This is a genomic window from Nocardia sp. NPDC058666 (assembly GCF_042714895.1).
GTDB lineage: Bacteria > Actinomycetota > Actinomycetes > Mycobacteriales > Mycobacteriaceae > Nocardia.
The window spans coordinates 318,206-329,259 of the sequence record NZ_JBHXRY010000005.1; the positions used below are offsets into that span (position 1 = coordinate 318,206).

The window sequence follows — 11,054 nt, forward strand, 5'->3', positions numbered from 1 at the left end:
CTGTAGTGGAATGTCGCGACAGTGGCTGGTCCTCGATCCGATCCCATTCCCGCCATCATTGAGTGAACAGTTGTACTCTCGATCTCGTGACGGAGCAGCTCCCCCAATCTCAGGCCGAAGTGCAGGCACTCACCCGGCTGGCCGGTGACGAGTTCGTGGGGGCGGTCGACGGGATCGCCGCCATGCATCGCGCCATCTCCGACCGGGTTTTCGCCGCGGTGCGACTGGGTGTCGGCCCGGCCGCGACGCCGGTGAAGCTCGTGCACGACGCCATCACCGACGGGGTGTACGCCGCGGTGGGTGGCACCGGATTCATCGTCGGCGAGGTGGCGGGCGCGGTTCAGCTGACCGGTGTCACCGCGCCGTCGCGCACGGTCTGGGGTGCCGGTGTGCTGGCCGCGATCCAGGGTTTGATCGGCGACACTCTCGAGGACGAGGCCCCGATCCTGTCCTCCCCCATGACTTTTCGCGTCGACGGCGTGCCGGTCCCGCCCGAACAGTTCGCCGCGCACGTGCCGGTGCCGACCACCAAACTGGTCGTGCTGCTGCACGGGCTCGTGGAAAGCGAACACGCCTGGCGCCTGGGCGGGCGCCCCACCTACGGCGAACGCCTCGAGGCCGATCTGGGCTACACGCCGGTGTTCGTCCGCTTCAACACCGGCCTGCACATCTCCGAGAACGCCGCCCAACTCAACGCCCTGCTGACCCGCCTGGTCGACAGCTGGCCGATGCCCGTGCACGAGATCTGCCTGATCGGGCACTCGATGGGCGGGCTGGTCATGCGCAGCGCCTGCCATCAGGCCGAGGAATCGGGCCAAGCGTGGGTGCGGTCGGTGCGGCAGGTGGTGTGCCTTGGCTCCCCGCATCTTGGCGCGCCGCTGGAACAGTTCGTGCACTACGCCTCGGCCGCGCTGGATCGGTTCCCCGAGACCCGGCCGCTGAGCAAGCTGTTGCGCCGACGCAGCGCGGGCATCCGTGATCTGCGCCAGGGTTCGCTGGTCGACGACGACTGGCGCGACCTCGACGTCGACGACCTGCGCGCCCGCGCGATCAAGGAAGTGCCGCTGCTGCCCGACGTCGATCACTACTTCGTCACCACGACCATCACGCACAGCCCGCGCCACCCGCTGGGCGTGATCATCGGCGACGGCATGGTCCTGTCGGGCAGCGGTTCCGGTCGCGGACGCACCCGACGCCTGGATTTCGACGCCGTGAACGGCCTACACATCCCCGCCGCGAACCATTTCAGCCTGCTCAATCACGACGCCGTCTACGACGCTCTGCACAGCTGGTTGTCGAGCACGCCCCGCCGACCGCGCCAGGTCGATACGCTGGGGCCATGACTCTCGACCATGGCGATCCGGGCGACGCACCTGCCATTCCGCTGCCGACCGCTCCCCTGGCCAACGAGGCGCGTCCCTCGCCGGCCGAGGAAGCCAGAACGATCGCGGCGGGCACCAACACCGGCACACTGGCCAGCCTCACCGGCGACGGTGCGCCGTGGGCGTCGTTCATCACCTACGGATTACTCGACGGCGCACCGGTGCTGAGCGTGTCGCGCCTGGCCGAACACGGCCGCAACCTGGCCGCCGACCCGCGCGCCAGCATCGCCATCGTCACCCCCGACATCCCCGCCGATCCCCTGGCCGGCACCCGGATCACCCTGGCCGGTTTCGTGGAACGGCCGACCGGCGACGAAGCCGACGCCGCGCGCGCGGCCCACCTGTCCGCGATCCCCGCCGCGAAGTACTACATCGATTACAGCGACTTCACGCTGTGGGTGTTGCGGATCGAACGGGTCCGCTGGGTCGGTGGCTACGGTCGAATGGACTCGGCCTCGGCAGCGGATTACCTTGCCGCGCAACCGGACCCGATCGTGCCCCAGTCCGCCCCCGGCATCGCTCACCTCAACGCCGACCACGCCGAAGCCCTCCTGGCGATGGCTCAGCAGCTGGGCGGCTTCCCCGATGCCATCGCCGCCACCTGCGAACGAGCCGACCGTTACGGCCTGGACCTGCGTGTGGAATCCCCCCGCGGCGTAGCCCGCACCCGCGTCGGCTACGCCGCACCACTGTCAGATATCAGCGAACTGCGTTCGGCCACAGTCGAATTGGCCAAGCGGGCTCGCGCGACCGCCTGACACAGGTCTTTTGTCAGTTCCAGAGGGCGGCGACCAACACGTTCACGATGGCCAGGCCGCCCGCGGCGTCGGTCATCCAGTTGATCTGCTTGCCGCGCTTGGCATCCGCGCGACCGATTTCCGCGAAGGCGGCTACCGCGACGGCGATGATCAACTTCACCGCCAGTTTCGTGGTGTCGGGGTCTTTACCGAGGGAGTCGATGGCCGATGCCATCCCGGCCAGGGCGATGCCGGTGATCAGCTGCGCGCGAGCACCCCAGACCATCAGCTCCGAGACCACCGGGCGCGAAGCGACAAAGCCACCGACGACCGCGGCCATGCCGAGCAAGTGTGCGACAACCACCAGGTTGTATACGAATTCCATAGCTGCGAAGCGTAGTTCAGACGAGAACGGCCGGCACCCGAAGGCACCGGCCGATTCAGACGAACTTCTCCGTTGTCGGGGTCAGTGTGCCTGCTGGTCCAGCAGGTGCGAGTCCTTGCGGACACCGAACGCGGTGATGATCTCCATGACGCCGATGACGATCAAGAAGATGCCCACCACCCAGACCAGGGTCGCGATGGACGAGATCGGCCACACGATCAGCACCACACCGGCCAGCGCGCTGACGATGCCGTAGAAGATCTGCCAACCACGTCCGGGCACACCGCTGTCGGAGATCGCCGCGAACAGCACCGCGATGCCACGGAACAGCCAGCTGATACCGATCCACAGACCCAGCAGCACGATCGAGGCCAGGTCGTCGCGGAAGCAGAACACGCCGATGATCAGCGACAGCACGCCACTGATGAACGACAGCACGCGAAAGCTGGTGCTGGGCAGATGAGTAAAGGCGGCCACCAATTGGAAGATGCCGCTGACAACCATGTAGATACCGAAAAGAACGCCCGCCACGAGCAGAGACGGACCGGGCCACACGAGCACGATGATGCCGAGCACCACCGCGAGCAAACCGGTGACCAGAATTGTTTGCCAGGTCTTCTTGGCCAGAGCCGTCAACGGGCTCCCCAACACGGTGTTTGTCGTCATGACGAGATGTTATGCCCGCGCGCACCGGTTTTCCGGAAAGTAGCTGGGGTTGTGATCGTGTCGTGCACCACTGCCTCGTTGCCCAGGCGAACGTTTGGTCCGCAACCGTCCCGGGTAGATGAAGAATGTGTCGGTTGTACTCGTGCTGCAAGCTCGGGGCCTCGGTGATCTTCTCGCCGCGGTCCCAGCTCTGCGTGCCCTGCGCCGGGCCGAACCGCGCAGCCGGATCGTCCTGGCCGCCCCGCATCGGCTGGAGCAGATCGTGGACCTGATCTCCTCGGTCGACGAACTGGTCGCCACCGCCGACCCGGCCGCCTTGATCTGGGACGGTCCCGCACCCGAATTGGCGGTGAACCTGCACGGCCCCGACGGCGCCAGCGCACGGGCACTGGCCGATACCGGGGCCGCGCGGATCATCGGCCATCGCACGCCCGCCCTGCCCAAGCTCGCCGGTCCCCGCTGGGATCCCGAAGCGCACGCGGTGGATCGGTGGTGTCGGCTGCTCGAGGGGGAAGGCATCGACGCCGATCGCCGCAACCTCGGTTTGGTGCCGCCGGTGGCCTCGATCAGTCGCCGCGATTGCGTGGTGGTCCATATCGGTGCGGGCGCGCCCGCACGTCGGTGGCCGCCCGAGCGGTTCGCCGCGGTGGTGCGCCACCTGCTGGTGCTGGGCCGCGATGTCGTGCTCACCGGCGACCCCTTCGAACGCGATATCGCCAGGGAGGTGGCCGCGCAGGCGGGTCTGCCCGACGATCGGGTGCTGGCGGGCAGGCAGAACCTCACCGATCTGGCGGCCACGGTGGCCGAGGCGACGCTGGTGATCAGCGGCGATACCGGTATCGGACATCTGGCCACGGCGTTCGGCACCCGCACGGTGCTGCTGTTCGGGCCGACCCCGCCGCGTCGGGGCGGACCGCCCGCGCACCTGATCGGCAGGCACGCGGTGCTGTGGGCGGGGCACACGGGCGACCCCGAGGGATTGTCGCCCGATGCCGGGTTGCTGCGAATCGGCGTGCCCGAGGTGATCTCCGCGGTCGACATGCAGCTGGACAAGCAGGCATGGGCCGCCACGGGGCGTTCCCGTTATCGCCGAGTGGGCTGAGCAGGTTCGACACCGGCCGCGTCACGCAGCGCGGCGGCGTGCGCGGCCAGGGCGCTGGGCCAGAACTTCTCCAGGTAGTCGCGAGCGTCGTTGAGACCGCGCGGATCGAGGGAGTACAGGTGCTTGTTGCCCTCGCGTCGCATGCGGACCAGGTGGGCTTCGCGCAGCACGCGTAGGTGCTGGGAGGCCGCTGAGCTGGTGATTCCGGTGGCGGTGGCCAGTTCGGCCACCGAGCGGGGGCCCTGCGGCAGCGATTCGAAGATCGCGCGCCGAGTGGGGTCCGATAACGCGGTGATCGCACGAACTCCGTTAGCGTCCACTGAATCAGTGTCCCCGGGATGAGGGTTTTCGGCAACGATCTTGCACACCGGCATTTCACCCGGTGAGTCCAATGAAGGAGAGTTTCGTTAGAGGATCGTTATAGATCAACTGCGGTTATAGCGGTTCGTGATCGCAACCACAGAGTTCGCCGCGAAGGTTACGGTTTAGCTACGTTCATAACCATGTTCGTGACCAACCCGTTATCTGCTCGAGTCTCCGACGCCTTCGCAGGTCGTTGGGGAGGCGTAGTCGCGGGTGCGGTGGCTTTGTCCGCACTCGTGGGTACCTCCGTCGCCACTTTCAGTGAGCCTGAGAGCCATGTCCCCACTACTACTATCGCCGCGGATGCCACTGAGGCTGTCAATGCCGGCCAGTACCGCTTCACCGCGTACACCCCCGCCGAGGCCCAGAGCGCGCAGGCCCCCGCGTCTGCCCCGATCCCGTGGGAAGAGCACCGCGAAGCGGTAGCCCTCGAGCTGCCCGCGCTGCCGACCCTCGCGCCGCCCGCACCGCCGCGCCCGCAGACCGTTCGCCCGGTCACCGGCCGCCTGACCTCCTACTACGGCGCCCGCTGGGGCACCGCGCACAACGGCATCGACTTCGGTGACCCGGTCGGCGCCCCGATCTTCGCCGTCACCGACGGCACCGTGATCGAAGCCGGTCCGGCCACGGGCTTCGGCCTGTGGGTCCGCGTCCAGCAGGACGACGGCACCATCGGCGTGTTCGGCCACGTGAACGACATCCTGGTGCAGGTCGGCCAGCACGTCAACGCCGGTGACGTCATCGCCACCGTCGGCAACCGCGGCAACTCCACCGGCCCCCACCTGCACTACGAGGTGCACGTGCCCGACGGCTCCCTGTACGGCGCCCCGATCGACCCGCACCCGTGGCTTGCCGCGCGTGGCGTCGACGCGGGCATCGCCCAGGACTGATACCTACCCACTGATCGCCGCCCGCCGCGCGATCAGAAAATCCCGAAGCCGCGCGACCGCGAGCGTCGAGTCATGGTCTCCCGAGACCAGACCGACCTCGCGGTCGCGTTTGCCATCGATGGGGATGATCGCCAGGTCCGGGTTCGGGATTTCGGCGGCCGGTAGCAGTGCCACGCCTTGACCGAGGGCTACCAGGGCGCGCAGCGTTTCGAATTCGGTGATCTCGAAAGCCACGCGAGGGGTGAAACCCGCTGCGGTGCACCAGGTGTCAAGGAGTCTGCGCAGTTGGTAGCTGGGTGGATTCGCGATGAAGGTTTCGTCGGCCAGTTCGGCCAGGTCGATGCGGGTGCGGGCCGCCAGTGGGTGGGTTTTCGCCACGTGCAGGTCTATGCGTTGGCGGCCGAGGTCGACCGTGGGCAGGTCTGGTGGGGGCGGGATCATCACCGCGAGGTCGAGGCGGCCGTCGCGGACCTGTTCGGCCAGTGCTTCGCCGTGGGCTTGCACCAGGTGCAGGCGGATGCGGGGGGATCGGGTGTGGAATTGGGCCAGCAGCGACGGAATGCTGACGGGGCCCAGTGTCAAGGGGAAGCCGAAGCGGACCAGGCCCGTGTCGGGGTCGGCGTCCGCGCGGACCCGGTGCACCGCGTCGTCGAGGGCGCGGACCAGCCCGCGCGTGCGTTCGTAGAGTTCACGTCCCTGCGGGGTGAGTGCCACGCCGCGCCCGATCGGCTGGAACAGGGCCACACCCAGTTCCTGTTCGAGGGTTTTGATCCGGCGACTCAGCGACGATTGCGGCACGCCCAGTCGCGCGGCGGCCCTGGTGAAATGGCCTTCGGCGGCGGCCGCGTCGAACGCGGCCAGCAGCGGGGCCAGGGCCTGCGCGCCGACATCGCCGTATTCATCCATATTCGGATCATATCTTCGGCGATTTCGTGTTGGACGGATAGCTGGTGGGCGCGTGACGATGGCCGTACACAGCACACGGGAGGTTCGACCATGAACGACACCACACGACCCGAAACCCGCAGTGGCGACGACGTTCTCGACGCGGTCCTGATCGGCGGCGGGATCATGTCAGCCACACTCGGCGCACTGTTGAGCACCCTTGCACCGGATTGGTCGATCGCACTGTTCGAGCGACTGGGCGAACCGGCGGCCGAGAGCAGCCATCCGTGGAACAACGCAGGCACCGGGCATTCCGGGATGTGCGAGCTCAACTACATGCCCGACCCTGCCGACGGTGCCAAGGCCGCGGGGATCGCGGAGCAGTTCGCGCTGTCGCGACGGTTCTGGTCCGCGCTGGCGCGACGCGGCGAGCTCGAGCCCGACACGTTTCTCACCCCGACACCGCATATCACGGCCGTGTTCGGCGAACGCGATATCGCCTACCTGCGGCAGCGGTACGAGACGTTGCGGGAACTGCCCGCGTTCGCGGACATGGAGTTCACCACCGATCGCGCGGTGATCGCGCAGTGGGCGCCGCTGCTCGTGCGCGGCCGGGCCGACGGAGACGCGATGGCGGCGACCCGGCACAGTGCGGGCACCGATATCGACTTCGGCGCGCTGACCAGGTCTTTGCTGGCCACGATGAGCGCGGCGGGCAATGCGGTGCGGATGCGTCGCGAGATCACCGGGCTGGCGCGCGGCAAGGACGGACTGTGGACCGTGCGCGGTCGCGATCTCGACAGTGGACGAAAGTTCCAGGTGCGCACCAGGTTCGTGTTCGTCGGCGCGGGCGGATACGCCTTGCGCCTGCTGCAGCGTGCCGGTCTGCCCGAAGTGCGCGGGTACGGGGTGTTCCCGCTGGGCGCGCAGTTCCTGCGCACCGACAATCCCGAGGTCGTCGCCGAGCATCAAGCCAAGGTCTACAGCCAAGCCGCAGTGGGCGCACCCCCGATGTCGGTCCCCCACCTCGACCGCCGCGAGGTCGACGGCAGCGCGGCCCTGCTGTTCGGGCCCTACGCCACCTTCAGCACCCGGCTCCTGCGCCACGGAAAACTCACCGACCTGTTCACCACGTTGCGCCCCCACAACATCGTGCCGTTGGTCGCCGCCGGGCTACAGAACCTCGGCCTGGTCAAGTTTCTGATCACCGAACTGCTCGCCACCCGCCGCCAGAAATTCGCCCAACTCCAACGCTTCTTCCCCACCGCCGACCCCGCCGACTGGACCCTGATCCAGGCAGGCCAACGCGCCCAACTGGTCAAACCCGACCCGAAACACGGCGGCGTGCTCGAATTCGGCACCGAACTGGTGACCGGCGCCGACGGAACCTGCGCCGGCCTGCTCGGCGCCTCCCCCGGTGCGTCGATCGCGCCCGCGATCATGCGCGATCTGCTCGACCGCTGCTTCCCTGCCCGCCGCCACGAGTGGTCACCGCTGCTGACCGAACTGCTCCCCGAAACCCCGGTGTCCTCGACTTAGGACCCTGGAACCCTGAGTTCGCGCTGGCGATCTCAGGGTTCTGCCACGACCGGGCCAGGGGTTGGCCTCGGGCAGTACTCGGGTATGAGGGCTGAACCGTTCCTCAGTGGGATTTGGTGGGGTACAGCGGATTTCTACTTTGGGTTCATGGCGACGATCGACTTCACTCAGACCCTGTCCCGCATTCGGTTCCGTGTTGTGGCACCGCGTTCCGAGCGTGCGCCATGGCATGGGCCGTTGATGGTGAATTCCGCGTTGATGGCGGCGCTGGTGGTGGTGTCGGTGGTGGGGATGGTGGTGGACGATCGGGTGTTGCTCGGGGAGTCGGTGTGGCTCAAGCCGGCGAAGTTCGGGTTCGCGTTCGCGTTGTATGGGGTGACGTTGGCGTGGATTTTGCGGTTGCCGCATCGGGGGCGGCGGGCTACCTGGTGGTTGGGGACCGTGTTCGCGGTGACCGGTGTGGCCGATGTGGGGTTCATCGCGGTGCAGGCCGCGCGGGGGACGTTCAGCCATTTCAATGATTCCGTCGATCCGGTCAATGCGATCGGACAGCAGGTGTTCGCCGCCGGGGTGCCCGGGTTGTTCGTGGCCAATCTGGTTCTGGCGGTGATCATTTCGTGGCAGAAGCTGGCGGATCGGCCGACCAGGGTGGCGTTGAAGGCGGGGCTGTGGTTGGCCGTGGCCGCGATGATGCTCGGGTATCTGATGGGGTTCACCGGGCCGCAGCTGGTGCGCCAGGCCGACGGCACCGTGGTCGGGTTGGTGGCGGGTCACACCGTGCGTGCCGGGGACACCGCGCGTGACAGCGCAGGTGGGATGCCGATCACCGGGTGGAGCACGGTCGGCGGTGACCTGCGCATCCCGCATTTCGTCGGCCTGCACGGCATCCAGTTGCTGCTACTGCTCACCGTCGCGCTGATCGCCCTGGCACCCCGTTATCCCTGGTTGCGCACCGAAACCACCCGCACCGCCCTGCTGGTGGTAGCGACACTGGGCTACTTCGGCCTGCTCACGCTGGTGTGCTGGCAAGCCCTGCGCGGCCAGGCCCTCACCAACCCCGACCTCGCCACCGCAGGCGCGGCAACCGCGCTGGCCCTGTTCGTCGTCGGCGGCGTCACAGTTGTCTACTTGCGCGCCCGCGAGTCACTGATGACCTAGAACTGGCCGCAATACTCCGTGTGCCCCACCGAATTCCACTGGGACACACGGAGTTTCGCGCGTTCAGCGAAGCCGTTCCGCTTCCCGAGCCAATTGCACCAACGTCGCACTCAACTCCGCCAACTCGGCCGCCGAGGCTCCCTCCCCCACCGCCGTAGCCACATCCTCGGCAGCACACCGCGCCGCGAACCACCGATCAGCCAGATCGGCCGCCTCCTGCGCAGTGAGCACCACGGCGTCCTCGGGAATCCCGGTCCCCTTGAGACTGCTGCGGTGTTCATAGGCACGTTGACGGCACGATTGGCGGCAATAGCGGCGACGCCGACCCGACTCCGAATCCACGATCTCCCGCCCGCACCACAGGCAGGACAGCAGGCGACTGCGCGACATGATGCGAAACCCTATCGGCCCGCGAAACATTTCGCCGGTTCAGGTCTCGCTGAGCGGGCATCCAGATCTGGGCCTGGCACGGTCGGCACGACCATACGACTACAATGGAACAGTTCATCCCTCCCGCGCGTTGGAGTAGTACCCAGTCCTGTTTTCGGCGCGCCTCCGCCGATGGACTGACCGAAGGGTGCGACGAAGGAGTACCCGTAGGGAGGGAAGAGGCGGAGTCAAGCGCCGAAAACCGCGGCACCAGCCGCCATATACACAGGAGCACACATGGCAGATCGCGTTCTCCGGGGCAGTCGGCTCGGAGCGGTGAGCTACGAGACCGATCGCGACCACGACCTGGCCCCGCGCCGGATCGCCCGCTACCGCACCGATAACGGTGAGGAGTTCGACGTCCCGTTCGCCGACGACGCGGAGATCCCCCCCACTTGGGCGTGCCGTAACGGCCAGGAGGGTCAGCTCATGGAGGGCACCTCGGTCGAGGTGAAGAAGGTCAAGCCGCCGCGCACCCACTGGGACATGCTGCTGGAGCGTCGTAGCAAGGAGGAGCTCGAGGAGCTACTCAAGGAGCGTCTCGACATCCTGAAGACCCGCCGCCGCGGGTAAGGTCGCAGCGCTACGTCGAAGGCCGCCTCCCCTTGTGGGAAGGCGGCCTTCGACGTTTCAGGGGTTCAGTGACTGGCGACCTTGCGGTATTGCAGCAGGGCCGCCGGCATGGCGATGGCGAGGATGACCAGTGAGCAGATGATCGCGTAGAGGATGCAGTTCTCCGCGGCCCATCCGGTCGCGGGGACGAACGCCGGTGGTGAGTCGTTTTCGAACAGCTTGCGGCCTGCGGCGGAGACCGCGGTGATGGGGTTCCATTCGGCGATCGCGCGCAGCGGGCCGGGCAGGGTTTCGGCGGAGATGAACGCCGAGGAGATGAACGTGAGCGGGAACAGCCAGATCAGGCCCGCGCTCTGCGCCACTTCCACGGTCGGTGAGACCAGGCCGGTGAGCGCGCCGACCCAGGACATCGCGAACGCGAACAGCAGGATGATCGAGAACGCGATCATCGCGTCGCCGAAGCTGCCGTGGATGCGCCAGCCCACGATGTACCCGCACACCGACATCACGCCCAGGCTCACGATGTTGACCACCAGGTCCGACAGCGTGCGGCCCATCAGCACCGCCAGCCGCGACATCGGCAGCGTCCGCATCCGGTCGATGATGCCCTTCTGCAGGTCACCCGCCAGTCCGACGGTGGTGAAGGCGGCGTTGAACGCCACGGTCTGGGTGAAGATGCCTGCCAGCAGGAATTCCCGGTACTGGTCGCCGCCCAGTGACGCGCCGAAGATGTAGGCGAACAGGAACACGAACATCAGCGGCTGGATCGTGGCGGTGACCAGCAGTGTGGGCACGCGCAGGATGGTGAGCAGGTTGCGGTAGGCCACGATCGCGCTGTCGCGCACGAACCGGGCCCGCGGTTCCATCTCCTGCGGCGCGGTCGGCCTCGGGGTGGCGGGCTGGATCGGCAGGTCGCGGGTTTCGTACTCGTCCACCGTGACATCG

Annotated in this window: 13 protein-coding genes; 7 read left to right on the plus strand and 6 right to left on the minus strand. The window is 67.4% G+C overall.

Annotation, left to right across the window (positions count from 1 at the left end; translation table 11 throughout):
• Positions 1 to 86: 86 nt before the first annotated feature.
• Both ACFWVD_RS15360 and ACFWVD_RS15365 read left to right on the plus strand, forming a co-directional pair.
• A complete protein-coding gene (locus ACFWVD_RS15360) occupies positions 87 to 1,343 on the plus strand; it encodes a lipase family alpha/beta hydrolase (RefSeq protein ID WP_379243081.1) in 1,257 nt (418 codons plus the stop codon).
• The gene (locus tag ACFWVD_RS15365; protein WP_379243083.1) at positions 1,340 to 2,140 is read left to right on the plus strand and encodes a HugZ family protein; all 801 of its coding nucleotides are present in this window, start codon (positions 1,340 to 1,342) and stop codon (positions 2,138 to 2,140) included. The genes ACFWVD_RS15360 and ACFWVD_RS15365 overlap by 4 nt, the downstream gene beginning before the upstream one ends.
• A gap of 13 nt (positions 2,141 to 2,153) precedes the next feature.
• Here ACFWVD_RS15365 and ACFWVD_RS15370 read toward each other — a convergent pair whose 3' ends face one another.
• Positions 2,154 to 2,504, minus strand: a complete 351-nt coding sequence (locus tag ACFWVD_RS15370; protein WP_379243085.1) for a hypothetical protein — start codon at positions 2,502 to 2,504, stop codon at positions 2,154 to 2,156.
• A gap of 81 nt (positions 2,505 to 2,585) precedes the next feature.
• Positions 2,586 to 3,170 carry an HdeD family acid-resistance protein gene (locus ACFWVD_RS15375; RefSeq protein WP_379243087.1) on the minus strand — a complete coding sequence of 195 codons (585 nt, stop codon included), beginning with the start codon at positions 3,168 to 3,170 and terminating at the stop codon, positions 2,586 to 2,588.
• Positions 3,171 to 3,297: 127 nt separating this feature from the next.
• Between ACFWVD_RS15375 and ACFWVD_RS15380 the strand changes: the two genes are divergently transcribed.
• The gene (locus tag ACFWVD_RS15380; protein WP_379243089.1) at positions 3,298 to 4,272 is read left to right on the plus strand and encodes a glycosyltransferase family 9 protein; all 975 of its coding nucleotides are present in this window, start codon (positions 3,298 to 3,300) and stop codon (positions 4,270 to 4,272) included.
• Here the strand turns inward: ACFWVD_RS15380 and ACFWVD_RS15385 are convergent.
• On the minus strand, positions 4,254 to 4,592 hold the full coding sequence (locus ACFWVD_RS15385; protein WP_379243091.1) for an ArsR/SmtB family transcription factor: 339 nt from the start codon (positions 4,590 to 4,592) through the stop codon (positions 4,254 to 4,256). The two genes, ACFWVD_RS15380 and ACFWVD_RS15385, sit on opposite strands and share 19 nt — an antisense overlap.
• A gap of 183 nt (positions 4,593 to 4,775) precedes the next feature.
• Here ACFWVD_RS15385 and ACFWVD_RS15390 point away from each other — a divergent pair, with 183 nt between their 5' ends.
• Complete coding sequence (locus ACFWVD_RS15390; protein ID WP_379243093.1) at positions 4,776 to 5,525, plus strand: M23 family metallopeptidase; 750 nt, start codon at positions 4,776 to 4,778, stop codon at positions 5,523 to 5,525.
• Positions 5,526 to 5,528: 3 nt separating this feature from the next.
• On the opposite strand, the gene ACFWVD_RS15395 is transcribed toward ACFWVD_RS15390, so the two are convergent.
• Positions 5,529 to 6,431: a LysR family transcriptional regulator gene (locus ACFWVD_RS15395; protein WP_379243095.1), complete on the minus strand. Its 903-nt coding sequence runs from the start codon at positions 6,429 to 6,431 to the stop codon at positions 5,529 to 5,531.
• Positions 6,432 to 6,521: 90 nt separating this feature from the next.
• On the opposite strand from ACFWVD_RS15395, the gene mqo reads away from it, so the two are divergent.
• On the plus strand, positions 6,522 to 7,949 hold the full coding sequence (gene mqo, locus ACFWVD_RS15400) for a malate dehydrogenase (quinone) (protein WP_379243097.1): 1,428 nt from the start codon (positions 6,522 to 6,524) through the stop codon (positions 7,947 to 7,949).
• Between the two features lie 147 nt (positions 7,950 to 8,096).
• Positions 8,097 to 9,107: a hypothetical protein gene (locus ACFWVD_RS15405; protein WP_379243099.1), complete on the plus strand. Its 1,011-nt coding sequence runs from the start codon at positions 8,097 to 8,099 to the stop codon at positions 9,105 to 9,107.
• Between the two features lie 63 nt (positions 9,108 to 9,170).
• On the opposite strand, the gene ACFWVD_RS15410 is transcribed toward ACFWVD_RS15405, so the two are convergent.
• Positions 9,171 to 9,497, minus strand: coding sequence for a hypothetical protein (locus ACFWVD_RS15410; RefSeq protein WP_379243101.1), 327 nt, complete (start codon positions 9,495 to 9,497; stop codon positions 9,171 to 9,173).
• Between the two features lie 276 nt (positions 9,498 to 9,773).
• Between ACFWVD_RS15410 and ACFWVD_RS15415 the strand changes: the two genes are divergently transcribed.
• Complete coding sequence (locus tag ACFWVD_RS15415; protein ID WP_379243103.1) at positions 9,774 to 10,109, plus strand: RNA polymerase-binding protein RbpA; 336 nt, start codon at positions 9,774 to 9,776, stop codon at positions 10,107 to 10,109.
• A 65-nt stretch (positions 10,110 to 10,174) separates the two neighbouring features.
• On the opposite strand, the gene ACFWVD_RS15420 is transcribed toward ACFWVD_RS15415, so the two are convergent.
• Positions 10,175 to 10,975: an ABC transporter permease gene (locus ACFWVD_RS15420; RefSeq protein ID WP_379243325.1), complete on the minus strand. Its 801-nt coding sequence runs from the start codon at positions 10,973 to 10,975 to the stop codon at positions 10,175 to 10,177.
• Positions 10,976 to 11,054 lie beyond the last annotated feature (79 nt).

Coding starts and splice junctions, on each gene's coding strand:
- ACFWVD_RS15365 (WP_379243083.1), top strand. CDS start 1,340: ATGACTCTCGACCATGGCGATCCGGGCGACGCACCTGCCATTCCGCTG.
- ACFWVD_RS15370 (WP_379243085.1), bottom strand. CDS start 2,504: ATGGAATTCGTATACAACCTGGTGGTTGTCGCACACTTGCTCGGCATG.
- ACFWVD_RS15375 (WP_379243087.1), bottom strand. CDS start 3,170: ATGACGACAAACACCGTGTTGGGGAGCCCGTTGACGGCTCTGGCCAAG.
- ACFWVD_RS15390 (WP_379243093.1), top strand. CDS start 4,776: ATGTTCGTGACCAACCCGTTATCTGCTCGAGTCTCCGACGCCTTCGCA.
- ACFWVD_RS15395 (WP_379243095.1), bottom strand. CDS start 6,431: ATGGATGAATACGGCGATGTCGGCGCGCAGGCCCTGGCCCCGCTGCTG.
- mqo (WP_379243097.1), top strand. CDS start 6,522: ATGAACGACACCACACGACCCGAAACCCGCAGTGGCGACGACGTTCTC.
- ACFWVD_RS15405 (WP_379243099.1), top strand. CDS start 8,097: ATGGCGACGATCGACTTCACTCAGACCCTGTCCCGCATTCGGTTCCGT.
- ACFWVD_RS15410 (WP_379243101.1), bottom strand. CDS start 9,497: ATGTCGCGCAGTCGCCTGCTGTCCTGCCTGTGGTGCGGGCGGGAGATC.
- ACFWVD_RS15415 (WP_379243103.1), top strand. CDS start 9,774: ATGGCAGATCGCGTTCTCCGGGGCAGTCGGCTCGGAGCGGTGAGCTAC.
- ACFWVD_RS15420 (WP_379243325.1), bottom strand. CDS start 10,975: ATGGAACCGCGGGCCCGGTTCGTGCGCGACAGCGCGATCGTGGCCTAC.